Consider the following 25,411-nt stretch of genomic DNA (forward strand, 5'->3'; position numbering starts at 1 on the left):
ATATGCACAAACTTTTTATTTTATGCTGCCTAAGTTTTATTATTACTTCAACACAAGCTCAAAAATCTGCTGAAGATCAATTAGGAACTTGGTATATGTATAATGGATCACATAAATTATCAGAAAAATTTTCATTAAAAACAATGGCGCATTTTAGGTATTATGAACTTGTGAGTGAGTTTCAACAAGAAATTTACAGGCTAGGACTAAATTACGCCTTCAATCCAAAAACTAATGTTACTTTGGGTACCAGTTACGCAACAGGAGATTTAGCTTACGATACTTCTTCTGCAAATTTGTATGAATTTCGTTTTTATGAAGATTTAAATTTAAAGTCTTTATGGGGCAAAATTACAGCAAAACATCGTATTAGGTTTGAGCAAAGGTTTATACATAAAAATATTAATATAGATCAGTTTCAAAATTGGATACGTTACGATTTAAATGTAAGTTACCCACTTTCAAAAACCTGGAGTGTATATGTTTTTAATGAAATATTTTTGAACTTGAACAGAAACAAAAGGTTTGTACAAAATTGGACAGGAACAGGTTTTATCCATACCCTAAACAAAAATATTAAATTAAGAATGGGCTACTTTCAAATTAAAACACCAAATGTAGTTTTAAAAAGACTTCAATTAGGTGTAATTTTAAATACAGATTTTTCTAAAAAAACAATATAAAAATGGAACCAATTTTCACAAATGATGCCATTGTTTTTGGTATTTTAATGCTTTCTTTAGGATTTGTATTTTATACAGAAAGTATAAAAACCGGTTTTTGGCCAAAATTTTACAAAATAGTTCCTGGCTTATTTATGGCGTATTTTGTTCCTGCAATTTTTACAACAATTGGAGTAATTGCTCCAGAATGGGAAACAGAAAACACTTTAGGTGAAGTTGTTAAAAGCAAATCTCAATTATACTATGTTGCTAGTCGCTTTTTGTTACCAGCTGCATTGGTTTTAATGACATTGAGTATTGATTTAAAAGCCATTTTTAACTTAGGTAACAAAGCATTAATCATGTTTTTTACTGGAACTGTTGGTATTATAATTGGTGGACCTATTGCAATTTTACTAATTTCAATATTTTCTCCAGAAACAGTTGGTGGCGCAGATTTTGATGCTGTTTGGCGTGGACTTTCTACACTTGCTGGAAGTTGGATTGGTGGTGGTGCAAACCAAACTGCCATGTTAGAAATTTACAAATACAATCCTGCAAAATATGGAGGAATGGTTTTTGTAGACATTGTTGTTGCCAATGTTTGGATGGCAGTTTTATTAATTGGAATTGGTAAAAAAGACCAAATTAATAAGTGGCTAAAAGCAGATACTTCTGCTATTGAAGAATTGAAACAAAAAGTAATTACTTTTTCTAAAAAAGTGAAAAGAAATCCAACCCTAACAGATTTCATGATTATGTTAGCAATTGCATTTGGTACAGTTGGTTTCGGACATTTTTCAGCAAAATTTTTAGGAACTTTTTTTAGTGATATCGTAAGTTCTATGGAATCTCAAACCGGACGTAATATTTTCTCGTTTTTGGGCTCTAGTTTTTTCTGGCTAATTAGTATTTCAACCATTGTTGCTATTATTTTATCTTATACAAAAGCAAAAAATTACGAAGGTGCAGGAGCTAGTAAAATAGGTAGTATTTTTATTTACATACTAGTGGCTACAATTGGTATGAAAATGGATTTAAAAATGATTTTTGAAAATCCTGGTTTAATTGCCATTGGTTTTGTTTGGATGAGTATTCATGCAGGTTTATTAGTTTTAATAGCAAAATTAATTAAAGCTCCTTATTTCTTTTTGGCTGTTGGTAGTCAAGCAAATGTTGGAGGTGCTGCATCTGCACCAATTGTTGCACAAGCATTTCACCCATCTTTAGCTACAGTTGGAGTTTTATTAGCTGTTTTTGGATATGCAATTGGTACTGTTGGTGCAATTTTATGTACGATTTTAATGGAATTATCATCAACGATTTAAAAAAATAAAGCATATTTGCAGACTCAAATTTTATTATCATGAAAAATATAATTACTTTTTTTATTCTATCGTTTTTAATATTTGCTTGTTCTTCTAAAAAAGAAGGAAACATGGTTGTTCAAGGAAATATTAAAGGACTAAAAAAGGGAACTTTATACCTACAAAAAATGCAAGATACTGTTTTAGTATCTGTAGATTCTGTAAAAGTTTTTGGTGACGGAAATTTTAAATTGACAGACAATGTAGATTCACCTGTAATGTATTATTTAACTTTTGATGGAAATACCACCAATAAAAGTATTTTATTTTTTGGTAATGAAGGAACCATTACAATAAATGATAATATTGAGCTTTTTGGATTTAACCCTGAAATTACTGGATCTAAAAATCAATTAGTTTTTAATGATTATTTAAAAATTAATTCGAAATTTCAAAATCAAAGTCTAGAATTTATTAAAAAAGAGTTTGATGCTAAAAAAGCAAATGATACTGATTTACTAGAACAGCTAGAAAAAGATTATCAAAGTTTAATTAGAAGAAGATTTTTATTCACTACTAATTTTGCAATAACAAATGCAAATTCTGAAGCTGCACCTTATATTGCATTAACAGACTTATATAACGCAAACATTAAGCTATTAGACACCATAAATAACTCGTTAAGTGAAGATGTTAAAAACTCTATTTACGGAAAGCGTTTAGATAAATACATTAAAGACATTAAAGAGAAAGAAAATAACTAAAAATCTAGTTATGTGTAAAAAAAAAACCGAGCAAGTTGCTCGGTTTTCTTTTGATATATATTAACTTACTTTACCAAGTTTTTGTTTTTCAATAAAGTATTTTGTTATTGTTTTTGGAGGTGTAATAACTTTCCATGAAGTGTAATCAAACCAATAAATTTCTCTATAAACAGTAGTACACAACTCCCCTTTTTCATTAAAAAAATGAACAGCAATAGACATTTTTTGTTCGCAAACACCCAAAGATTTAAGCTCTAGCTTTGTAACAAATAGTTGTGTAAATAATAGTTGTTTTTGTTGTATAATTTGGTCATTATTTTTTTGCAAACCAACTTTTAAATTATTCATTTTTAGCTTTGTAAAACCATTTACAAACAAAAAAGTTTCCATTACTATAGATGCATATTTTAAGTACGCACTATTTTGCATTACCATAAAATCATTTACATCTTCACCTTTTACTTTATAATTTCGCTGAAACATAATACGCAGTTTTTTTTATTAAAAGGTTCTGGAAAGGTTGAAACCTAAGTGAATATCACCTCCAAAAAAACTACCTGTAGATTCTGTAATAAAACCTTTTTCTATCATGGTTATAGCGTTTGATAAAATAATTTGAAAAACGTGTCCTCCTGTTTCAATATCAACACCAAAAGCCAGTGAATTTTTAGCATCTATAGATTTTAATTTTTGAAACTGAGGATAATATTCAGCATTTAAAGAAACTCGTTTACTCAACTTTATTCTCGTTCCAAAACCAAGTGCAAAAATATCATGTGGATCTTCATTTATTGCCGTTAAATTTCTATGAACGTATGTTGGTGTAACTTGAAAAGAAAGTGTTGAGTTTATTTTTTTTGCAAACAAAACTTGTGCTGTATAAAATAAGCTTTCTGCAAAAGTTCTTTCATTTCCAGGAATTGCTTTTTGACTTTTGGCTGCAATACTTCCAAAAAGCGAAACAGCAAAAGGAAAAGAGTTCGCTCCTGTTTTTTGTTTTATTAAACTATATTTTAAAAAACCATCATAGGTTTTTTCAAAGCTGCTTCTTCCTAAACCTGCTGTTAAATTATCCGTTAAACCATATTCAAAAGAAAAACGAATGTTAGATTGATCTAAACCAAAAAGCTCTTCAAAGCCTGTATTTATTCTTCCAAACCTGTGTGATATGATAAACTCTAATTCTTTCTTTTTTCTATTTTCTATAGAATGTCCGTTTACAATTCTAGTTCCTTTAAAAGTAGCTGTTACAACATTGGAGGTTTCTGGAGTTTCTGCATCTAAAACATCTAATAAATCTTGAGAAGAAAGTTGTAAACTAAAAAGTATTAAAAATGTGGTTAGTAGTTGGTTTTTCATGATTTACTTTTTATAAGGTTTATGGTCAAAGTTAAAGCTAACTTCTATTTTTTTGGCAATGTTATTTTTTACTACGGAAGGTATTTCTATACCAAAATCTGCTAAGTCAATAAAAAAACTACCTGACATTACAATTGCATCGTCAGTTCTTTTTGCTTGTGCTTCAATTACAATTTCTTTTGTTTTACCGTGAATTGTTAGCTCTCCTTTTACTTTTGTAGCGCTTTCTGTAGCCGTAATTTTATCAAAACTTAAAATTCTTCCTTTAAAAGTTGCTTTAGGGTATGTATCAGATTCTACATAGTTTTCATTAAAATGCTCTTGCATTAGTGCTTTTTCAAACATAAACGATTTCATTAAAATAGAAATTGCCATTTGACCTGTTTTGGTAGCTACTATGCTTAAAACTTGATTGTTTTCGGCTTCAATATTTTCCATTGGTGATTTCGAGAAAAATGTAATTGTGCCATTTTTTGTTAAAAATTTGTCTTGTGCATTTGTAAAAGATGCTAAAAAAAGACAAATAAATAGTGTATATATGTTTTTCATAATATTGTTATTGTTGGTTGATTATAATACTTTTTACAAGAATTACATCCATTAAAAAGCCTGTACAAATTCCTTTTATAATAAGTTCTTGTCCTTTACTAATTTCCGAAATTTTAGTAGATTCTTTGTCTGTTAAATGACAAATTACGCTTCCAAAATCATCATCAGTTTGCAAGGTTACAATTCCTTTTCCGTTTGATAAACTTACATCAGAAACTTGCCCCTTAACTTGTATTATTTTTTCTAAATATTTTTTGTTTGCAGTAGTTTCATCTGAAGAAAAATCAGCTAAAATTGTACTCGCAGAAATTGTAATATCTGCATTTTCATCAGCTACATTTATATGCGGTTTATTGTATATTTTATAGGCTATAATTGATCCTAAAACTGCTAAAATTAAAATCGAAAGAATGATTTTTTTTGCTTTCATATCTTTTTATTTTAATTATCTAAAGCTCCTTCATCTACCCAATCTACAATACTTTTTATTTGTGCTGTTGTTAAAGTTCCTCCACGTGGCATTCTTCCACTTGCTACTGCATCTTTTACAATGGCTGCATTTGCACTAACTTTTGCGTAACTTGTTAATTCTGGGAAATTTCCTCCTGAAGAATGGCAAGATACACATCTGCCATCAATAATTGGTTTCACACTGTTTTTGTAAGAAACTTTTGTATTTACACCAGGATCTGTTTCTTCTAATTGTTCTTCTACATTTGCAATACAAGAAGCAAAAAACACTCCTAAAATTAGTATTAAAAATGGTACTCTAAATTTCATTTTGTGATTCATTTTAATTGGATTTAAAATTTGTTACTGTAAAGAAACTAAAACAAAGCAATTACTTACTAATTTAGTTGCGTAAAAGGGAAATAATTTCTTTAAAAAGGAAAAAAAGCCTTTTAAAAATTTTACATATTTAACCATTGCTTAAATTCTGCTGCTTTATTTTTACTAATAATTATTTCTTCTGAGGTTTTAGACTGTAGTAAAATTTTTAACTGACTGTTGCCATACTTTATAATTTTATCAATTGCAGCAATACTTATAATAAATTGCCTATTTGCTCTAAAAAATATTGTAGGATCTAAATTACTATACATATCGTCTAAACTTGCATTTGTTGTGGATCTTTTTCCATCAAAACAAACTACATAAGTGATGGTATTTTCCGTAAAAATAAAAGCAATTTCTTTGATAGGAATTGGCACCAACTCATTTCTAACATACGTTAAAATACGTTGTTTACTTTTCTCTGAAGTTTCTTCTGTTTCAGCTTCTTCAATTATTTTTTCTTCTTTTAAATCGGTAACTTTTTCTCTGTAAGAAACCAAATCAGTATTTAATTTAGATAAGTTTATCACCTCAGATGCTAAGGTAGAGTTTTTAAGTTCCAATTGCTTTTCATACGCACTTCCAATAAACCTAACTGCTAAAAATGATAGTACAATTACCAAAATACCCATAATTAAAAATATGAGATAAAAATTACTTTTTAATGCATTCATTTGTGCAGAAATACTTTTAGTATTTACGTTTGCTGCTACAATTAAATCGGAATTTTTAATGGGTGAAATATGAATGATTTCTGAAGTAGCATTATTTTTATTTAGTAAATTGTTGGTTACTAACAAATCATACAAATCGTCAGAATTATTTTTTTCTTTTAACGATGATAAGAGCTTTTCGTTTGAAGTAATTAATTGATTTACTTTTGTTTTATTAGGGTTTGCAACCTCTTTACCAGACCAATTAAAAACACTTATAAACCAACTATCTGTATTTGTACTTTCAATAGTTTGCTGTATGTTTTCTACTACTTCGTTTTTAGAAATTCCATTAGCCAATTGAAACTCAACAAACCTAGCAATTTCATTTGCTTCTCTTTTGCTAGATTCTACCTGAACTTCTATAAGTTGATTTGCACTAACTTTTATAAAATATTGTGATGCAAACATGGCAACCAATAAAAAAATTAACGCAATAGATAATAAAGTTAAAAAATAAAGTCGGTCTTTTTTCATTTTTTAAAAGTAATTTGTATTTGCTAAAATTAGGGTTTTAATTTTTAATATTTCTGAAAATGAATAGTTTCCAAAAATAAATTTTATTGTAAATACAACTTATTTTTTCAAAGCCAAATTTTCCTCTTTAAGCATTTATATTCCGTTTAATTAATTTTCAACAATAAAAAACCTCTAGAAAAAGCTTCATTTGTATATATTTAAATTAAAAATATAATTTAATACATTTACACAACTCATTTTGATGAAGAAAAAAATTGTTTTTTTTTGTATTAGCTTAGCTTTAATATTTTTAATGTGTGTATTTTATTTCGCAAGACCTTTGTTTGTAAATTCACCTAAAAATATTGAAAATTCGGCTTCTGAAGTTGCAATTCATTCAGATGAATTGGTGTTTAACTTTATTTCTGATGAAGAAAAATACAACAAATTATATGCTGGTAAAATTATTGAAGTTGTAGGTTTTGTAAAAGAAATATCATATTTAAACAATACAAATACTGTAATTTTATATAGTAAAAACGGAACTTCTGGAGTTATTTGTGATATACTTCCAAATCAAAAGGAAAAAATTGAAAGTTTAAAAACACATCAAAAAATAAAAGTAAAAGGAATTTGTAAAGGATTTTTAAAAGATGTTATTTTACTAAACTGTTATATAGATTTACAACCAAATGAATAAAACGTTACTACTACTATTATTTTTTTTAGGAAGTTTTGCTGCAAAAGAAAATCAATTTATTGCACGTCAAGGTCAAATTTCATTCTTTTCTTATACTTCTGTAGAAAATATTGAAGCTAAAAATAATCAGGTTTTAAGTTTTTTAGATATTGATAAAAAAGAAATTGCCATCAGCATGTTAATGCGTGCATTTGTATTTAAAAAAGATTTAATGTACGAACATTTTAATGAAAGTTATATTGAATCTGATATTTTTCCAAAAGCTAGTTTCCTTGGCAAAATAATTGATTTTAATCCTTTAGAAGAAGAACAAACTAAAATGGTGTTTGGCAAATTAACCATTCATGGAATTTCAAAAGAGGTAGAAATTAAATCAACTATTAAAAACACAAATGGAAATTACAGTATATCTGGAGATTTTGAGGTAATGGTAAAAGATTTTGATATTAAAATTCCGCCAGTTTTAGCAAGTAATATTGCAAAAAGTATTTCTATAAAATTCAATTTTAAATACCAACCTTATGAAGACTAAAATATACAAAAAACTGATGATTGGTTTGTGTTTTTTAAGTACTTCACTAAATGCACAAGATTTATTAGACAAGTTAAATGCTGAGTTTCCAGACAAAGCAGTTTACGAAATAGCAACTTTTAAAACTACGAGAATTGCGCTTGGACAATCTGTAGAAACCCGAAAAAAAGGAGCTTTAGAAATAACTTTGTATAATAGATATTGGGATACTCCAAACCCAGAAAGCCAACGTTTTTTAGCAGATAAAGTTTCCACACGTTTTGGATTAGATTATGCAATTACCAATAATTTTACTTTTGGAGCTGGTTATACAACTTTTGATAAAATTACAGATGGGTACGTAAAATACAGGTTATTAAAACAACTAAAAAACAGTAAAAAACCTTCATTTAGCATTACCTTATTTCAAGGAATTTCTCATAGAAAGTTAAATGATATTCCAAACTCCATTTACGACCCTACAACATCTTCTGATAAATATTCATTTACCAGTCAAGTACTAATTGCTCATAAATTCAACACAAATTTATCGTTACAAATTGCACCAACATTTATTCATCGAAGTTCAAATGTTGTAAACGAAGATCCTAACAATCACTTTGCAATTGGTTTTGGTGGTCGACACAAAATAGGTGGACACACCTCAATAGTTTCTGAATATTATTATGTTGCTAATCCATTAAAATCTATTGAAACATATAATGTATTTATGGTAGGTATAAATTGGGAAGTAAGTGACTTGATGTTACAATTTCACATTACAAATGCAAGAAATTATGCTGAAGATACTTTTATTACACAAACTGTAGATAATTTCAATTTTAAAAATCCGAATTTACATTTTGGGGTAAATGCAACGTTTATTTTGCATACAAATAAAAATAAGCTAAAATAAAATTGCGCTTTAACTTTTCACTTTAACACTCCAGTGAAATTGAAATTTGGAAACCACTACTCCATCTTCATTTTTTCCTTCGGAAGATAAAACTACAAGTTGTCCTTCACCCGTTTTTATAGATTCTTGTATGGCATTTCTAATTTCATTACCTCCTTTGCAAGTAAATAAAATTTTACCTGTTGCTTTTTTATAAAAATCTGCTTCTTGATGCGTAACCAACATAGAAAATTTTTGCTTAGAATTTTCAATAGCTTGCATTACTAAAGCTCCTGTGCTCATTTCTGCAGCCATACCTTGTGCAGCCCAAAACATACTTTTAAATGGATTTTGATTCATCCATTTATGCCTAATTTTAACAACACAGGTTGTTTCATTTAAAATCTTTACCCTTAAACCAGACAACCAACCCAAAGGCAGTTTAAAAAACATGAAAGTATTAATTCTTGATGCTGTTATTATCATAAACCTTTTATTTATGGGCAATTTACCACTTTTTAAGCAAACAATAAACAATCTTTTAAATGTTAAAAAAATGTTAATTATAGTACTATGCATTGCATAATACCTTTTTTAAGATATATATTTGCATAAGAAAGTATTATATATTTATAAAAATGAAACAAAATAACGAAAACACCAACGCTTTTTTATTGCATATTTCTGCATTTGCAGGTTTTATATTTCCTTTTGGTAATATAGTTGCACCATTAATTGCGTGGCAAACATTAAAAGATAGAAGTCAATTTTTAGACGAACAAGGTAAAGAAGCTGTAAATTTTAATATCAGTTATACGTTGTATGTATTTATCATAACAATTGCTTTTGTGCCTTTCGCATTTGGTTCTATTTTTAGAAATTTTAGAAACTTTAACAATATAGATATCAATTTAAATTTTGACAATCTTTTTGGTTTTATAGGTTTTGGCTCTATTGCCGGTATCATTTATTTAGTAGGAATTGCTTTGGTAATTATAGCTTCCTTAAAAGTAAAAGAAGGTGAAAGTTACAAATATCCATTTACCATAAAATTTGTAAAATAATAATTAATAACCACATTAAATGAAGATAGAAAACACAAAAGCACAAATGAGAAAAGGTGTTTTAGAGTATTGCATCTTATCCATCTTAAAAAATGGAGATGCTTATACTTCCGAAATACTTTCTACACTAAAAGGTGCAGAAATGATTGTGGTTGAAGGAACCATATATCCATTATTAACTCGCCTAAAAAACGCAGGTTTATTAACATATAGATGGGAAGAATCAACCTCTGGACCACCAAGAAAATATTACGTTTTAACAGAAAACGGAGGCATGTTTTTAAAAGAATTAGACAAAACATGGAGCAATTTAATCAATTCAGTAAACCAAGTAATTAGCAAAAAACCAACATCAAATGAATAAGACAATAAATATAAATTTAGGCGGATTTTTCTTCCATATAGATGAAATTGCCTATCAAAAACTAAAAAGATATTTAGAATCTATTTCTAAATCTTTAAGTGATGATCCACAAGGAAAAAACGAGATCATTGCAGATATTGAAGCACGAATTAGTGAACTTTTATCAGAAAAAATTACAGATGCAAGACAAGTTGTAAATGAAGGTGATATAGACGATATCATTAAAATTATGGGACAACCAGAAGATTATGCCGAAGCTGAAGAAACCTATAATGAAGCAAACTATTCGTATACAAGAAACAATAAATCTTCTGGAAAAAAACTGTTTAGAGATGGTGATGATAAATTTTTAGGTGGTGTCGCTTCAGGTATTGCACATTACTTTGATATAGACACTATTTGGGTACGTCTTGGTTTATTAGCCTTGTTTTTTGGAGCTGGTTTTGGTGTAATCTTATACATTATTCTGTGGATTTTACTTCCAGAAGCAAAAACAACTGCCGAAAAATTACAAATGGAAGGCGAACCTGTAAATATTGATAATATCGAGAAAAAAATTCGTGAAGAATTTAATAACGTCTCAGAAAATGTAACCGTTTTTGCAAACCAAGCATCAGAAAAAATTAAAGATGGTGCAAATGAGTTTTCAGAAAAAATGAGTAAAACATTTAGGGGAAAGACCAAAAAAAATAACGGACTGCAAGATTTTTTAAATGCAATTGGCAACATAGCTTTAGTACTTTTAAAAGTAATTGGTAAATTTATTGGAGTAATATTGGTATTTGTAGCAGCAGCAGTTATTTTATCTCTAATAATTGGAGGGTTTTCTATCGGAAGTTTAGAGTTTTTAAATTTTGGTGAAGAAATGATACAATATCCAGAATTTTTCTACGCATCAACATTACCAATGTGGTTATTAACCTTATTCCTTTTTCTATTACTAGCAATTCCTTTTTTAGTACTATTTGTTTTAGGATTAAGAATACTTTCTAGCAGCGTAAAACAATTTAGCAAAACAACTTCATTAACCCTTTTAGGAATTTGGATTATTGCTTTATTGGGTATTGTATTTGCAGGTTTAGAGTTTGGAGCAACACATGCCAATTATGGTCAATCTGTAGCAAAAAATAGCCTAAATATCCGTCAAAATGATACTTTAACGCTAAAAGTAATAAATGATGATAATATTTACTATGCGCATAATTTAAGAAGAAGTTCAAGAAAATACAAAGTTGAAATAGATGATAAAGTAGCTGTATATTCTAACAACGTACAAATAGATATCAAAAAAAGTGCTACAAATGAAGCATATATGGTTATTCAAAAAGAATCTCGTGGAAGATCTCGTATTTCAGCAAATAAAACTGCCGAAAAAATAGTTTATGAATACGAAATTAATGGAAATGAACTATTGCTAGATGCCTTTTTTATATCAGATGTTACCAATTTCTGGAAAGATGAAGAAGTAAATATTACAATTTTCTTACCTGAAAATATGACCATTTATTTCGATAATTCAATTCATAATTTTATGTATAACATTAAAAATGATAAACGCATTAGAGATTTTGATATGCTAAACAGATATTTTACAATGGGTGAAGACATTTTAAAATGTACAGATTGTGAAAAAGAAATTGAAGAAGATAAAAATACAGAAGAAACTATTTAATTTTTTACAACTCAGTATATAAAAAATACAGTTGGGCAACCATTTTTTTGTTTGAAGCGTCTAATAATAGACTTTTACAAACCAAAATAAACTAACAATCATGAAAAAATCAATCAACAAAATTGTAGCAATTCTTTTCGTAGCAACCATTTTTACTTCTTGCGGAATAGACATGCTAAACAGAGTAAATGGAAACAGAAATGTAACTACAGAAGACAGAAAAGTGGCAGACAATTTTTCGGGCATCAGAGTAAGCTCTGGAATAGATTTGTACATCACACAAGGCAATATCAATAAAGTTACTGTAGAAGCTGATGAAAATTTACAAGAAATTATTATTACAGAAGTAATTGATGGCGTCTTAAAAATATATACAGATCAAAACATTTGGCAAGCAAAATCTAGAAAAGTTCACGTTACCATTCAAAACTTAAATTCACTTAAAGCAACAAGTGGAAGTGACGTTTACGGAAATGGAATTATAAAAACACAAGAAATTTCAATTTCAGCTACTAGTGGTGCAGACATTCGTTTAGAAGTGGATGCAGAAAGTGTAGAAACTTCCTCTACAAGTGGTTCAGATATTCGTATTTCTGGAATTGCAACCAATCACGCTTCTAGCGCTACAAGTGGAAGCTCTATAGATGCTTACGATTTAAAAAGCGAAAATGTAATTGCCAAAGCAACAAGTGGTGCAGGCATAAATATTTACGCATCACAAAAAATTGAAGCTAGAGCTACAAGTGGTGGAGATATCGATTATAAAGGAAGTCCAAAAAATGTATCTAAAAAATCGTCTTCTGGAGGAAGCGTTTCTAAAAAATAATAACAAATATCAATCAACCAAAACCTGATTTCTTGAGGTTGTAAGCAACCTCAAGATTTCTTTTAAACCTATTATGAAATCACTTTTAGAACCTTTTAAAAATTCTGTTGTCATAAAAATATTAATAGCAATTATTATGTTTTTATTTTCTTGGGTTTCTAATGCTCAAGAAGCTGAAAATTCCACTTTATTTAAAACATTAAAATCTAAAGACAGTATTTTATTCAATAATGCTTTTAATAATTGCAATCTTAAAGAATTACAACCAATGATTTCAGCTGATTTTGAATTTTATCATGACGTTGGTGGTATTCAAAATAAAGAACAGTTTTTTGAAGCTGTTAAAAATAATATTTGTGCCAATCCAGGAAATCATTCAAGAACACTTGTAAACAATTCTTTAGAAGTTTTTTCGATGAAGAAAAACGGACAATTATATGGTGCCATTCAACAAGGGAAACACACATTTCAAGAAAAACAAAATGGAAAATTAATTACTGTTGGTATTGCAGATTTTACACATCTTTGGATACTAGAAAATAAAATTTGGAAACTAAAAAGGGTGTTAAGTTACAATCACAAACCCTATTCTGAATAAAAATTTATTAGAAAGCTAACTTCTAATATCTTACCATTTGCATTAAAATGGTTGAGTACTAATACTTGGTTTTATTAGTTTACTTGGTAAGTCGTCGTTTTGTAAAAAACGACGCTTACTTTTTTATAGAGTTTGCAAATTGTTTTGTATTGAAAAGGATTTTAAATTAAATTTAAACCAAAAAAAATATCTCTAAAATTAGAAACAACAAACTTTTAAGCTCACCTAAAGTTGATTAATACATTTTTATAAATTATATTTATCAACCAATTATGGTAGCAATAAAAACTTTATTTATCAAAATAAAAAAAGGGATACTTTGTTTATTACTAGTTAGCAAATATTGTGGAATCTACTCAAACTTGCTAAATAGAGAAACACAATTTATAAAAAACTGAAAATTCTCTTACAAACGAAAGATTAAAAAATGAAAAAAAGTATTATTATTTTAATTTTAATAACGCTGAATAGTTGTAGACCTTCACCAACTTATAATGCTTTTGACGAAGAATTTGATATTTCATTAAGAGAAGTTATGAAAAATGGTTGTGACACTATAACAGTTGGTTGTGGATTTTTTAATTTGCGTGAAAAAAATGGAAAATTAAGAAACTATTATCAAATTTATGTTGAGGATTGGAATAATGTTGTTGCCAAAGGTTTTGATTACATTTTGGACACTTTATATCTTAAAGAGGAAAAAGAATTTGGAAAAATTCGTAATCTAAAAATATCAGAAACTCAAATTGTTGAATTAAATACTGAATTAGAAAAATATGGTTTTAAATTCTATAATCAAAAAGAAAACGAATTTGGAAATAATTCTGTTGAGATAATTAATGAATCATCAAAAAAAACATTTGAATTGGAACCTTATACTGAATGGATAAACCAAAAAGATTTAGTTGTTTATAGACAATTGAGTTATTTTAAAGGAAAATAACATTTGCTAACACCGTTTATAAAAAATTGCTACTTTTAGCTTAAACAAAGTTAGTTGCATTTTTGCCAACTTCTGAATTTCGTGCCGAAATTCCTCTTTGTCAAAAATCGCAACTTTCCATAAACAAACACGTTGTAAAAAACTGCTGAATTGCGTCAGAAATAAGTTAGTTCTTTTAAATTAACTTTTGGTTTTTTATAGTTTGTAAATCTAAATTCTGAAAAAAAAGTGTGAATTTCAAAAATATGGAACACTCTCTCGCTTGTAACATTCTTGCGAAATTTTAGCAAGTTTTCGCAATTATTAAACTTTGAATTTACTCAAACTCTGAAAGCCAAAATGCGGAATTGTTACTCGAAATCTGAATTTTGCAAGTTTATGAAATTCAATAAAATGTGGAAAATAAAAGCACTAAATTAAAAACCTTGCGTTAGTCAAAGTCTGTAATAATTAGTTGTTTTTTTTGCTATATTTACAACTTTCAATACAGAAATACGTTTTAAGTAAAAAATATGAAAAAATTAAAAATCACTATTTTATCCTTAATTATACTTACTTTAATAGCTTCTTGTACAGAAGATGACCCTGCTTATCCTGGTTTAGGAAGATTTAATGGAAAATATAAAATACATGGAGTTTATCCATATGATTCAAATATTTGTCTATCTGATGTAAATAGTCCAAATGATCTTGAAATTGATTCTAATGGGCGATTTAAAAGAAAAATATATACAAAGAATGCTAATAACGAATGCGTTGTTGGTGAAATTTTAGAGGGAGAAATAGAAATCACTGGTTCATTCTACGAAAGACCCTTTGGTGAAATAAGGTATGATAATTCAGATATTGTAGGGAGGATTGATATAAAGTTGAGTGAAAATGGAATTCATAATGAATTAATTATTCATGACCGTATTGGTAAACCACAATACTTTTACTACAGAACAGATTAAATTCAACTATTTACAACAACCTGTAAAATTAATTGCTTGAATATAACAAATAATATTATAAAAACACATCGTAAAAATTATTGAATCGTGCCAGAGTTAAGTAATTTAATAAAAAAATGAGGTATTAATCAAAATACGGAATTAAAATTTTACTGAAAATTACTCTAAATTAAATAAGAATGATGCTAAAATTAAGTACACATTTTACAACACCATATATAATTTATTGCTGGCTTCTTGGTTACTTGGGAAAAAAGATTGAAAATAAAAACCTGGGCAGTAATTTCTATAATTCTTCGCTAATACTCTCCTACTCACAAAAATCTTCATGAATATTCTATTCAGTTTTCAATTGCTAAATGTAGCATAAACCAACTCAAGCAAGTAAACACACAAACCTAACAACAATAATTAAAATTCTCACTTTTAGATAGAAAAACTATTTTTTTTAATAAAAATATTTGCGTAACCAAATGATTACATTTATATTTGTAACCAAATAGTTACATAATATATGAGAAGAGATGTTTTTCAAGCAATTGCAGATCCAGTTAGAAGAGATATTATTGAGCTTCTTGCTACTGAAGCTTTGACTATAAATGAAGTGGCAGAAAAATTCGAAATAAGCAGACCTGCAATTTCCAAGCACTTAAAAATATTAAACGAATGTGGAATAATCGATTTCAATCAAATTGGTAGAGAGCGTATATGTTTAATTCAACCTCAAAAATTAATTCCTGCGTTTTTATGGATAAAGCAGTACAATAAATTATGGGAAGACAGAATAGATTCCTTTGAAAATTATATCAATCAAATACAAACAAAAAACAATAAAAAATGAGCGATTTAGCAAACAGAACCTTAACAATTGAGAAAATATTTAATGCACCTGTAAAATTAGTTTGGGATGCTTGGACACAATCTGAACACATATTAAAATGGTGGGCACCAAAAGGAATGAATATTAAAGTTATTGAACATAATTTTAAAGTTGGAGGAAAATGGAAATATTCAATGCCAATGCCAGATGGAAATGAGTTTATATCAGAAGGTACATATAAAGAAATCAAAGAATTTAAAAAAATAATTACTTCTGCTGATTTTAAACCTATGACTGAAAATGTTGAGCTACAAACCTACTTTGAGGCAGATGGCAATAAAACAAAATTTACTTTTAGAGTTATTCACGCCACACCAGAATATTGTAAACAACAAGAAGAAATGGGGTTTTATAATGGTTGGGGTTCCGCATTAAACAGATTGGAAACAATTTTAGAAACTTTAAAAAACTAGCAGAAAAAAAATTGTTAATAATATAATTTATTTTATTACTAATACAAAGCTATTGCTTCTCAAAATATTCTTCAATATCTGCAATATGATGTTGTAAAGCCAACGCAGAAATTTGTATTTCTCTAATTAATAATGCCAAAGAAATTATAAGTAAAATAAGTGCAAAACCAAAAATATAAACAGCAGTAATTTGTAAGCCAACGTAAATTAAAAACATTGTTAACACACAAAAAAGCAAACTACTAATTCCAAAAATTTGCATCCATCTTGTTAGGTTCAAACGCAACTTCAAATTTTTAATTTGTCGCAGTAAAGAGTCGTCTTTTTTTTCTAAATAAATATCATGTAAATTTCTAATCACAGCTGCATACGCCAAAAAACGATTGGTATATGCAAGCATTATTAAAGAAATTGCCGAAAATAAAAGTGCAGGTGTTGTAAGTGTTAGTTGTTCCATAAATAAATAACAAAATTAGGCAATAATTAAATACTAAAATAACTTTTAGTTTTACAAGATTCTATTTTTTAAAGTAAATTCGCAATAAATAAAAAATTCGTGATTCAAAAGATTAGAACGTTTGGCTTTGTTACAAAAGGACTTGTGTATGCTATTATTGGTATACTTACCTTTTTAACTGCTTTAAATATTGGTGGTAAAGTTTCAGATAGAAATACTGTAATTGCTTTTTTAGAAAATCAAATTTTTGGCAAAGTATTATTACTTATTGTAGGTACAGGCATGCTCTCTTATGCTATTTGGCGTTTTTACAAATCGTTTTTGGTAGTAACCAATAAGAATAAAAAAACCAAATACATTTTAATGATAGATTTTTTTATGAGAGGTATAATTTATGGTTCTTTTGCAATTTCTATTCTTTATAAAGCGGTTAATCAATCTACACAAGGAGTTTCAAAGGAGTCTTTGGTCACTAAAATTTTAAACTTAGAAAATGGTGCGTATATTTTGTACACCATTGCAATTATTATTTTTATATCTGCCATCAATCAGTTTTACATTGTTACAAAAAACAAACACTTAAAAAATATTGAACAATCAAAAAATTTAGAATCGTTTGCTTTTTTAAAAAAAACAGGAACTTTTGGTATTTCTGCTAGAGGTATTTCGTTTTTAATATTTGCTTGGTTTATTTTTAAAGCAGCTTCAGAGCAAAATCCTAATCAAATAAAAGGCACTCAAGAAATGTTTACATACCTACACAATCTTACTTTTGGCGATATTTTAATGGCAATTATGGCTTTGGGTTTTATAAGTTATGGTATTTTTCAATATTTTTATGCAAGATATAGTTCTTACTAAAATCTATTCGTTTTTACGTATTTTTGAAAACATGAAAAAAATACTTCTTTTACTTTTTTTAGCAATAAGTTTTACAAATTTCTCACAAGAAATCCCTAAAGGTTTTACGTATTTAAATGATATAGATAATTCCATTCAAATAGAATTGCGTTATTTATCTAACAATAATTTTATAGGAAAACCAATTGATGGCTATCAAAGTAACTGCTTAATTATTTCTACAGAAACTGCAAAGGCATTAAAAAAAGTTCAAGAAATATTGCAAAAAAAAGGGTTGAGCTTAAAAATTTTTGATGGATACAGGCCACAAAAAGCTGTAAACCATTTTGTAACTTGGGCCAAAGTATTAAATGATACGTTAATGAAGCAGCAATACTATCCAAAAGTTGCAAAATCTCAGCTTTTTAATCAAGGTTATATTGCTTCAAAATCGGGTCATACAAGAGGTAGCACTATAGATTTAACAATTGTTGATGCTACTACTGGAAAAGAATTGGATATGGGAAGTCCTTATGATTTTTTTGGTCTTCAATCACATCCATTTTATAAAAACATTACAGAAAAGCAAAAAGAAAACAGAATGTTATTAAGAGATGTAATGCTTAAAAATGGTTTCAAACCTTATGATAATGAATGGTGGCATTTTACCTTAAAAAACGAGCCTTTTCCAAATACTTATTTTAACTTTCCAATTAATTAAAAGTTTAACAAAATCTAAAGACAATCGTCATAAATCGGCATTATATTTGCTTATATAACGTTAAACGTTACAAAATGACTCAAAAAGTAAAATTTTTATTTCTAATATTCAGCTTTTTATTTGCAACACCATTTTTTGCACAGTTAGACAAAACTAATGGTGGAAATGCGAATGAAAAAGGAAAAACTATTACTTTAAAAAATAAAAAAGTTTCTGTACAACCAAAATCTATTGAATTAAAAGGAGATGATGGTTTTAAAAAAGCCTTTGAAAAAGAAAAAGAAAAATTAAAGCAACAACAAGATGAAGAAGCTTTAAAAAATAAAGGAGTTTTAACACAACAAAAAATTAGTGAAGCCCGCTTTTTAAAAGCTTTCAAAAAAATAAACGGACAATATATCTATCCGAAAATAGACCAAGATTTAGGAAGTTTTAGATCCAATTCTAAAAGTGTAAATATTATTTGTAGAGATTTTCAATATCCTGATGGTGATAGAGTTACCATTATGGTAAATGACATTCCAGTAGTAACAAACATCTTACTAAAACAACAATATCAAAGTTTTACAATACCTTTAGAAGTAGGTATTAATAAAATTGCATTTGTTGCTTTAAACCAAGGTTCTTCTGGTCCAAATACTGCCGCTTTTAAAGTATATAATGATGCTGGTATGCTACTATCTTCTAACGAGTGGAATTTAGCAACAGGAGCTAAAGCTACACTAATTATAGCTAAAAATAAATAGAGCTTTAAACAAACACCTACGAAAACGATTGAGTTAAATCAAAAAATCTTGTTTTTTTATTCTATTTAAAACAGTTATTTTTGTATTTCGATTATCATAACATTTATATAATCCTCATTATAAATAACAATCATTAGAATGAAAAAAATCACCAAACAAACCTATTTAGATTGGTACAAAGACATGCTTTTTTGGCGTAAGTTTGAAGACAAACTTGCTTCTGTTTACATTCAACAAAAAGTAAGAGGTTTCTTACACTTATACAATGGGCAAGAAGCTATTTTAGCTGGTGCATTGCATGCAATGGATTTATCAAAAGATAAAATGATTACAGCTTACAGAAACCATGTTCAGCCAATTGGTATGGGAGAAGATCCTAAAAAAGTGATGGCAGAATTGTATGGAAAAGCAACAGGAACCTCTAAAGGAATGGGTGGTTCTATGCATATTTTCTCTAAAGAATTCGGTTTTTATGGTGGTCATGGAATTGTAGGTGGTCAAATTCCATTAGGTGCAGGAATTGCTTTTGCAGATAAATACAAAGGAAGTGATGGAGTTACCTTAACATGTTTTGGTGATGGAGCTGCAAGACAAGGTTCTTTACACGAAGCTTTTAATATGGCAATGCTATGGAAATTACCCGTAATTTTTATTGTTGAAAACAATGGTTACGCAATGGGTACTTCTGTAGAAAGAACTGCAAACCATACAGATATTTGGAAACTTGGTTTAGGTTACGAAATGCCTTGTGGTCCTGTAGATGCTATGAACCCAATAAAAGTAGCAGAAGCTGTAGATGAAGCAATACAAAGAGCAAGACGTGGTGATGGACCAACTTTCTTAGAAATGAAAACATACAGGTATAGAGGTCACTCAATGTCTGATGCACAACATTATAGAACCAAAGATGAAGTTGAGGAGTACAAAAAAATAGATCCAATTACGCAAGTAAAAGATGTAATTTTAGAAAAGAATTACGCTACTGAAGATGAAATTGCTGCAATTGATAAAGAGGTGAAAAAAATGGTGAAAGAATGTGAAAAATTCGCAGAAGAATCTCCATTCCCAGAAACTCAACAAATGTATGATATGGTTTATGAACAAGAAGATTATCCTTTTATAAGTTAAAAAAATATGGCTACAGTTGTAAATATGCCAAGATTAAGCGATACCATGGAAGAAGGTGTTGTGGCAAAATGGTTAAAAAGTGTTGGAGATAAAATTGAAGAAGGTGATATTTTAGCAGAAATTGAAACTGATAAAGCAACAATGGAGTTCGAATCTTTTCACGAAGGAACTTTATTGCATATTGGTGTTCAAGAAGGTGAAACTTCTCCTGTTGATACACTTTTAGCTATTATTGGTGAAGAGGGTGAAGATATTTCTGCACTTTTAGATGCCGATAACTCTTCTGAAGAAACATCTGAAAACAGCGAAGAAACATCTTCTAAAGAAAATGAAGATGAAAAATCATCTGATGAGGATGAAAAATCAGAAGCTGCTGAAATACCAGAAGGTGTTCAAGTAATTACAATGCCACGTCTTAGTGATACTATGACAGATGGTACTGTTGCCTCTTGGTTAAAGAAAAAAGGTGATGCAGTTGAAGAAGGTGATATTTTAGCAGAAATTGAAACCGATAAAGCTACAATGGAGTTCGAATCTTTTTACGAAGGAACTCTTTTATACATTGGTACACAAGAAGGTGAAACAGCTCCAGTAGATAGTTTATTAGCAATTATTGGACCTGAAGGAACTGATGTTTCAGCTATTGTTGAAAATGGTGGTTCTACTGGAAAAAGTACTTCATCAGAAAAAAAATCTGAAAAGAAAACAGATACTAAATCTGAGAAAAAAGAAGAAAAATCTGAAAAGAAAACTGAAGAAAAAAAATCTTCAAATACAACAAATAACAATAATGGTGGTAGAATATTTGCTTCACCATTAGCCAAAAAAATTGCATCTGATAAAGATATCAATTTAGCAGATGTTACTGGTTCTGGAGAAAATGGTAGAATTATTAAAAAAGATGTAGAAAATTATACACCTTCTACAACTATTTCTGTAGAAACTCCTACTCCAGCCTCAAGCGCTGCTGTACCTTCTTTTTCAGTTTTAGGTGAAGAAAAATCTGAAGAAGTTAAAAATTCGCAAATGCGTAAGGCAATTGCAAAATCTTTAGGGAACTCTAAATTTACTGCACCAGATTTCAGCTTAAATATAGAAGTTGATATGGACAATGCTATGGCTTCTAGAAAAACCATTAATGCAATTCCAGATACAAAAGTTTCTTTTAATGACATGGTGGTAAAAGCTTGTGCAATGGCATTACAAAAACATCCGCAAGTAAATACTTCTTGGAAAGATGATGTAACTGTTTACCATAATCATATTCACGTTGGTGTTGCAGTTGCTGTAGACGAAGGTTTGTTAGTGCCAGTTATAAAACACACCAACCAAATGAGTTTAACTCAAATTGGTGCAACTGTTAGAGATTTAGCAGGTAAAGCAAGACATAAAAAAATAACTCCTGCAGAAATGCAAGGTAGTACTTTTACAGTTTCTAATTTGGGAATGTTTGGTATTGATAATTTTACTTCAATTATAAATCAACCTAATTCTGCAATTTTATCTGTAGGTGCAATAGTTGAAAAACCAGTTGTTAAAAATGGACAAATAGTTGTTGGTAATACAATGAAATTGACTTTAACTTGCGACCACAGAACTGTTGATGGTGCTGTTGGTGCTCAATTTTTACAAACACTAAAAACGTTTATCGAAAACCCAGTTACAATGTTAGCTTAGGTTGCATAAATTTTTATATAAAAAAATGCCTTGAGAAAATCTCAAGGCATTTTTTTATAACATAATTTATTATAAATTATATTTTAGTCATTTTACTTTTTGTCTTAATCTCTATATCCATTCCATTTGAACTCATTGAAATTGTCATGTTTGAACTGTCTTGAACACCAGACTTTGTATCAATAATCAAATTACCATTTATAGACCCTTTATCAACTCCAGATACATTCCCAGAAACATCAATATATACTTTTCCATTTTCAATTTTAGCAACCGTATAAATAGTTTTAAGACTCATACCTTGTTCATTTACTTCATCTGACCAAGTAGAACCCACTGAAACTTTATCTTTAGGATAATTTACACCTTTATTTTGTTTTGTAAATTGCTCTAATGCAGGAGTTAGTGGCTCAACTTTAGTACTAATAACTTCGCCATTTGGTGTAACTTTTGAAAAAATAGCTGCACTTAACATAGGATCAAATTGTTGTTTCACCATTTTACCAACTGGATCTAAATCTTCTTCTTTTATAGAGGAATCATATGACATTACTTGTCCTCCTTGTAACATGTTCATATCAATGTGCTTAATTTTCGACTTTATATGAAATGTATCTTTTTCTCTTTTAGTTACGGTCATCTCCATTTTCATTTTCATATCTAAACCACCTTGAGCGCCCATATTTTGTGACACGTCTTGTTGTACTAAAAAAGTATCTCCTTTTTTATAGTTTAATTTTAAAAATACAGATTCTTGTGCATTAATACTTAAACCAGTTGCAACAATAAATAATACTAACAATTTTTTCATTTTTATATTTAAATTTATGTTTCTTAAAGGGCAAATATAAATGTTTTACAATAAAAAAACACTCAGCATGACTGAGTGTTTTTTTTAATATAAATAAGTTTAATTAAACTAAAAATCTTGACTCAAATCCCAAGATTCTAATATTTCTTTTAGTGTTTTAATAAACATACCTCCTAAAGCTCCATTTACAACTCTATGGTCATAAGAATGTGAAACAAACATTTTTTGTCTTATTCCTATAAAATCTCCATCAGGAGTTTCTATTACTGCAGGTACTTTTCTAATAGCTCCTAAAGCTAAAATGGCTACTTGTGGCTGATTAATAATTGGAGTTCCCATTACAGAACCAAAACTACCAACATTGGTTACTGTGTACGTACCACCTTGAATTTCATCTGGTTTTAAAGCATTTTTTCTTGCTCTATTTGCTAAATCGTTCACGGCTTTTGTCATACCAACCAAGTTTAATTGATCTGCATTTTTAATTACAGGTACAATTAAGTTTCCATCTGGTAAAGCAGCTGCCATACCTAAATTTATATTTTTCTTTTTAATGATATTATCGCCATCTAAAGCAATATTAATTAAAGGATATTTTTTAATGGTTGATGCAATTGCTTGCATTAAAATTGGAGTAAATGTTAGTTTTTCGCCTTCTCTTTTTAGAAAAGCATCTTTTACTTTTTCTCTCCATTTTACAATATTTGTTACATCAATTTCAATAAATGATTGTACATGAGCAGAAGTCTGAACAGAATCTACCATGTGTTTAGCAATCAATTTACCCATTCTGCTCATTTCTATAATCTCATCACCTCCATTTACAGAAACAGGAGCTGATTTTTGAGCTTCTTTTTGAGCTGTTTTTTCAACCTTAGCTTCTTGTTTTGGTGCTGAAACTTTTTCTGGTGCAGCAGATCTACTTTCTATGAAAGATAAAATATCTTCTTTTGTAACTCTACCATCTTTACCTGAACCAGCAATAGTTTCAAGTTCTTCCATTGAAACATTTTCTGTTTGGGCAATATTTCTAACTAATGGCGAATAAAACTTTCCAGAATCTGATGTTTTGGTTACTGGGGTTGCAACTATTTCTGTTGCTTTTTCTATTGTTTTTTCTACATCAGAAACTTCTTTAGGTGCTGATTGTTTTGGCGCTTCTTTTGTTGTTGGTGTAGCAACAACCTCTTCGTTATCACCTTCGGTTTCTATTACAGCAATTGTTGCACCAACTGCAACAACATCATCTTTTTCATATAAAATTTCAATTACTGTTCCTTCTACTTCTGAAGGTACTTCAGAATCTACTTTATCTGTAGCAATTTCTACAATAGCTTCATCTAACTCTACAGTATCACCTACTTCTTTTAACCAAGAAGTAATGGTTGCTTCTGCAACACTTTCTCCCATTTTTGGTAACTTTAATTCGAATCTTGCCATTTATGTTGATTTTAACGGTTGCAAAAATACTAAAAAAGGTTTAAATTTTAATAAAAATTAAAAATGAAAAACTAATGAATAAAAAAATAAAATTAACTAATTCATAAAATTAAACACAATAAATGAATTTAATTTATTTTTATTGATTTTTTAACCATACTTATTGAAAATAATTCAATAAATATTAAATCCATTGTTTAGGAGTTGCTAAAGTTTTTAAAAGCCGTTCTTCTTCAGAATTCTCATCAGGATGATGATTGTATTTCCACTGAACAATTGGTGGTAAACTCATTAAAATGCTTTCTATTCTTCCGTTTGTTTTTAAGCCAAAAAGCGTTCCTCTATCGTGAACTAAATTAAACTCCACATATCTTCCTCTTCTCACTTCTTGCCAATCCTTATGTGCTTTTGTAAACGGAAGTTCTTTTCTATTTTCAACAATTGGCACGTAACTTTCTAAAAAACTATTACCAATTTCTGTTACAAAATTGAACCTGTCTTCCATAGAAAATTCATCAGTTTCTTTTAAGTAATCGAAAAACAAACCTCCAATTCCGCGTGCTTCGTTTCTGTGAGAGTTCCAAAAATACTTGTCACAAGTTTCTTTAAATTTTGGGTAAAATCCTAGATGGTATTTATCACATGCATTTTTACAAACCGAATGAAAATGTATTGCATCTTCATCAAACAGGTAATAAGGTGTTAAATCTTGACCTCCACCAAACCATTGCGTAACTATTTTTCCAGAATCATCATACATTTCAAAATAGCGCCAGTTTGCATGTACTGTTGGTACAAAGGGATTTTTTGGGTGTAACACCAAACTTAATCCACAAGCGAAGAAATTACCTTCTTGTACGCCAAATTGTTTTCTCAAAGCTTCTGGCAAATCACCAAAAACTTTAGAAATATTTACGCCTCCTTTTTCGAAAACTACACCATTTTCTATTACACGAGTTCTACCTCCACCACCTTCTGCTCTTTTCCAATTATCTTCTTGAAAGGTTGCTTTACCATCTATTGCTTCTAATTTTGAAGTAATTTTATCTTGAAGATTTTCTATGTAAGCGAAAAATTTTTCTTTCATAACTTAAGTTGATAAACAAGTGCGTTAGCGATTGAAAT

31 protein-coding genes are annotated in these 25,411 nt (G+C 28.8%); 20 read left to right on the plus strand and 11 right to left on the minus strand.

The annotated features are described in order from the left end of the window. Window positions 1-2: 2 nt before the first annotated feature. The 3 genes from FDT66_RS11435 to FDT66_RS11445 are packed head-to-tail and all read left to right on the plus strand — an operon-like array spanning window position 3 to window position 2,733. The gene (locus tag FDT66_RS11435; RefSeq protein WP_138536639.1) at window positions 3-683 is read left to right on the plus strand and encodes a DUF2490 domain-containing protein; all 681 of its coding nucleotides are present in this window, start codon (window positions 3-5) and stop codon (window positions 681-683) included. A 2-nt stretch (window positions 684-685) separates the two neighbouring features. Then, window positions 686-1,990 carry a DUF819 family protein gene (locus FDT66_RS11440; RefSeq protein WP_138536641.1) on the plus strand — a complete coding sequence of 435 codons (1,305 nt, stop codon included), beginning with the start codon at window positions 686-688 and terminating at the stop codon, window positions 1,988-1,990. Window positions 1,991-2,028: 38 nt separating this feature from the next. After that, the gene (locus tag FDT66_RS11445) at window positions 2,029-2,733 is read left to right on the plus strand and encodes a DUF4369 domain-containing protein (protein WP_138536643.1); all 705 of its coding nucleotides are present in this window, start codon (window positions 2,029-2,031) and stop codon (window positions 2,731-2,733) included. A gap of 60 nt (window positions 2,734-2,793) precedes the next feature. On the opposite strand, the gene FDT66_RS11450 is transcribed toward FDT66_RS11445, so the two are convergent. From FDT66_RS11450 to FDT66_RS11475, 6 genes are all read right to left on the minus strand, one after another. Then, entirely contained in the window at window positions 2,794-3,216 is a 423-nt protein-coding gene (locus tag FDT66_RS11450; RefSeq protein ID WP_138536645.1) for a thioesterase family protein, read from the minus strand. Window positions 3,217-3,234: 18 nt separating this feature from the next. Next, the gene (locus FDT66_RS11455; RefSeq protein WP_138536647.1) at window positions 3,235-4,092 is read right to left on the minus strand and encodes a DUF5777 family beta-barrel protein; all 858 of its coding nucleotides are present in this window, start codon (window positions 4,090-4,092) and stop codon (window positions 3,235-3,237) included. Between the two features lie 3 nt (window positions 4,093-4,095). After that, window positions 4,096-4,641 (minus strand): YceI family protein, encoded by a 546-nt coding sequence (locus FDT66_RS11460; RefSeq protein ID WP_138536649.1) that lies wholly within the window; start codon window positions 4,639-4,641, stop codon window positions 4,096-4,098. A 7-nt stretch (window positions 4,642-4,648) separates the two neighbouring features. Next, window positions 4,649-5,071, minus strand: coding sequence for an OB-fold protein (locus FDT66_RS11465; protein WP_138536651.1), 423 nt, complete (start codon window positions 5,069-5,071; stop codon window positions 4,649-4,651). Window positions 5,072-5,082: 11 nt separating this feature from the next. Continuing rightward, window positions 5,083-5,421: a c-type cytochrome gene (locus tag FDT66_RS11470; RefSeq protein WP_246034863.1), complete on the minus strand. Its 339-nt coding sequence runs from the start codon at window positions 5,419-5,421 to the stop codon at window positions 5,083-5,085. Between the two features lie 131 nt (window positions 5,422-5,552). Next, window positions 5,553-6,665, minus strand: coding sequence for a LytR/AlgR family response regulator transcription factor (locus FDT66_RS11475; RefSeq protein ID WP_138536655.1), 1,113 nt, complete (start codon window positions 6,663-6,665; stop codon window positions 5,553-5,555). Window positions 6,666-6,909: 244 nt separating this feature from the next. Between FDT66_RS11475 and FDT66_RS11480 the strand changes: the two genes are divergently transcribed. From FDT66_RS11480 to FDT66_RS11490, 3 genes are read left to right on the plus strand one after another with little or no spacing between them, the layout of a single operon-like run. Next, the gene (locus tag FDT66_RS11480; RefSeq protein ID WP_138536657.1) at window positions 6,910-7,347 is read left to right on the plus strand and encodes an OB-fold protein; all 438 of its coding nucleotides are present in this window, start codon (window positions 6,910-6,912) and stop codon (window positions 7,345-7,347) included. After that, window positions 7,340-7,879, plus strand: coding sequence for a YceI family protein (locus tag FDT66_RS11485; protein WP_138536659.1), 540 nt, complete (start codon window positions 7,340-7,342; stop codon window positions 7,877-7,879). Before FDT66_RS11480 ends, FDT66_RS11485 begins: the two co-directional genes overlap by 8 nt. Continuing rightward, entirely contained in the window at window positions 7,869-8,774 is a 906-nt protein-coding gene (locus FDT66_RS11490; RefSeq protein WP_138536661.1) for a DUF5777 family beta-barrel protein, read from the plus strand. The genes FDT66_RS11485 and FDT66_RS11490 overlap by 11 nt, the downstream gene beginning before the upstream one ends. Window positions 8,775-8,783: 9 nt before the next feature. On the opposite strand, the gene FDT66_RS11495 is transcribed toward FDT66_RS11490, so the two are convergent. Beyond that, window positions 8,784-9,239, minus strand: a complete 456-nt coding sequence (locus tag FDT66_RS11495; RefSeq protein WP_138536663.1) for a DUF4442 domain-containing protein — start codon at window positions 9,237-9,239, stop codon at window positions 8,784-8,786. A gap of 152 nt (window positions 9,240-9,391) precedes the next feature. Between FDT66_RS11495 and FDT66_RS11500 the strand changes: the two genes are divergently transcribed. The 9 genes from FDT66_RS11500 (at window position 9,392) to FDT66_RS11540 (ending at window position 16,466) form a co-directional block, all read left to right on the plus strand. After that, a complete protein-coding gene (locus tag FDT66_RS11500) occupies window positions 9,392-9,817 on the plus strand; it encodes a DUF4870 domain-containing protein (RefSeq protein ID WP_138536666.1) in 426 nt (141 codons plus the stop codon). Window positions 9,818-9,836: 19 nt separating this feature from the next. After that, on the plus strand, window positions 9,837-10,181 hold the full coding sequence (locus FDT66_RS11505; protein WP_138536668.1) for a PadR family transcriptional regulator: 345 nt from the start codon (window positions 9,837-9,839) through the stop codon (window positions 10,179-10,181). Further along, window positions 10,174-11,853 carry a PspC domain-containing protein gene (locus FDT66_RS11510; RefSeq protein ID WP_138536670.1) on the plus strand — a complete coding sequence of 560 codons (1,680 nt, stop codon included), beginning with the start codon at window positions 10,174-10,176 and terminating at the stop codon, window positions 11,851-11,853. Before FDT66_RS11505 ends, FDT66_RS11510 begins: the two co-directional genes overlap by 8 nt. 100 nt (window positions 11,854-11,953) lie before the next feature. Beyond that, a complete protein-coding gene (locus FDT66_RS11515; RefSeq protein ID WP_138536672.1) occupies window positions 11,954-12,679 on the plus strand; it encodes a head GIN domain-containing protein in 726 nt (241 codons plus the stop codon). Window positions 12,680-12,752: 73 nt separating this feature from the next. After that, window positions 12,753-13,277 (plus strand): nuclear transport factor 2 family protein, encoded by a 525-nt coding sequence (locus FDT66_RS11520; RefSeq protein ID WP_138536674.1) that lies wholly within the window; start codon window positions 12,753-12,755, stop codon window positions 13,275-13,277. 427 nt (window positions 13,278-13,704) lie between these two features. Continuing rightward, window positions 13,705-14,220: a hypothetical protein gene (locus FDT66_RS11525; protein ID WP_138536676.1), complete on the plus strand. Its 516-nt coding sequence runs from the start codon at window positions 13,705-13,707 to the stop codon at window positions 14,218-14,220. A gap of 512 nt (window positions 14,221-14,732) precedes the next feature. Beyond that, window positions 14,733-15,173: a hypothetical protein gene (locus FDT66_RS11530; RefSeq protein WP_138536678.1), complete on the plus strand. Its 441-nt coding sequence runs from the start codon at window positions 14,733-14,735 to the stop codon at window positions 15,171-15,173. Window positions 15,174-15,687: 514 nt separating this feature from the next. Continuing rightward, window positions 15,688-16,014, plus strand: a complete 327-nt coding sequence (locus FDT66_RS11535; RefSeq protein ID WP_138536680.1) for an ArsR/SmtB family transcription factor — start codon at window positions 15,688-15,690, stop codon at window positions 16,012-16,014. Beyond that, window positions 16,011-16,466 (plus strand): SRPBCC family protein, encoded by a 456-nt coding sequence (locus FDT66_RS11540; RefSeq protein ID WP_138536682.1) that lies wholly within the window; start codon window positions 16,011-16,013, stop codon window positions 16,464-16,466. Before FDT66_RS11535 ends, FDT66_RS11540 begins: the two co-directional genes overlap by 4 nt. A 49-nt stretch (window positions 16,467-16,515) precedes the next feature. Here FDT66_RS11540 and FDT66_RS11545 read toward each other — a convergent pair whose 3' ends face one another. Next, window positions 16,516-16,923 (minus strand): DUF2721 domain-containing protein, encoded by a 408-nt coding sequence (locus tag FDT66_RS11545; protein ID WP_138536684.1) that lies wholly within the window; start codon window positions 16,921-16,923, stop codon window positions 16,516-16,518. A gap of 99 nt (window positions 16,924-17,022) precedes the next feature. Between FDT66_RS11545 and FDT66_RS11550 the strand changes: the two genes are divergently transcribed. The 5 genes from FDT66_RS11550 (at window position 17,023) to FDT66_RS11570 (ending at window position 22,035) form a co-directional block, all read left to right on the plus strand. Next, window positions 17,023-17,784, plus strand: coding sequence for a DUF1206 domain-containing protein (locus FDT66_RS11550; protein WP_138536686.1), 762 nt, complete (start codon window positions 17,023-17,025; stop codon window positions 17,782-17,784). A 31-nt stretch (window positions 17,785-17,815) separates the two neighbouring features. After that, complete coding sequence (locus FDT66_RS11555; RefSeq protein WP_138536688.1) at window positions 17,816-18,484, plus strand: M15 family metallopeptidase; 669 nt, start codon at window positions 17,816-17,818, stop codon at window positions 18,482-18,484. Window positions 18,485-18,558: 74 nt separating this feature from the next. Further along, complete coding sequence (locus tag FDT66_RS11560) at window positions 18,559-19,230, plus strand: hypothetical protein (protein ID WP_138536690.1); 672 nt, start codon at window positions 18,559-18,561, stop codon at window positions 19,228-19,230. A 138-nt stretch (window positions 19,231-19,368) separates the two neighbouring features. Then, window positions 19,369-20,358, plus strand: coding sequence for a pyruvate dehydrogenase (acetyl-transferring) E1 component subunit alpha (gene pdhA / locus FDT66_RS11565; RefSeq protein ID WP_138536692.1), 990 nt, complete (start codon window positions 19,369-19,371; stop codon window positions 20,356-20,358). Window positions 20,359-20,364: 6 nt separating this feature from the next. Further along, window positions 20,365-22,035 carry a pyruvate dehydrogenase complex dihydrolipoamide acetyltransferase gene (locus tag FDT66_RS11570; protein WP_138536694.1) on the plus strand — a complete coding sequence of 557 codons (1,671 nt, stop codon included), beginning with the start codon at window positions 20,365-20,367 and terminating at the stop codon, window positions 22,033-22,035. 76 nt (window positions 22,036-22,111) lie between these two features. Here the strand turns inward: FDT66_RS11570 and FDT66_RS11575 are convergent, their stop codons facing one another. The 3 genes from FDT66_RS11575 to hemF all read right to left on the minus strand — a co-directional run bounded on the left by FDT66_RS11575 (window position 22,112) and on the right by hemF (window position 25,373). Beyond that, entirely contained in the window at window positions 22,112-22,846 is a 735-nt protein-coding gene (locus FDT66_RS11575) for a DUF6263 family protein (RefSeq protein WP_138536696.1), read from the minus strand. A 108-nt stretch (window positions 22,847-22,954) separates the two neighbouring features. Next, entirely contained in the window at window positions 22,955-24,286 is a 1,332-nt protein-coding gene (locus FDT66_RS11580; RefSeq protein WP_138536699.1) for a dihydrolipoamide acetyltransferase family protein, read from the minus strand. Between the two features lie 184 nt (window positions 24,287-24,470). Continuing rightward, on the minus strand, window positions 24,471-25,373 hold the full coding sequence (gene hemF / locus FDT66_RS11585) for an oxygen-dependent coproporphyrinogen oxidase (RefSeq protein WP_138536701.1): 903 nt from the start codon (window positions 25,371-25,373) through the stop codon (window positions 24,471-24,473). Window positions 25,374-25,411: the final 38 nt, after the last annotated feature.

Source organism: Polaribacter aestuariivivens, assembly GCF_005885675.1.
GTDB lineage: Bacteria > Bacteroidota > Bacteroidia > Flavobacteriales > Flavobacteriaceae > Polaribacter > Polaribacter aestuariivivens.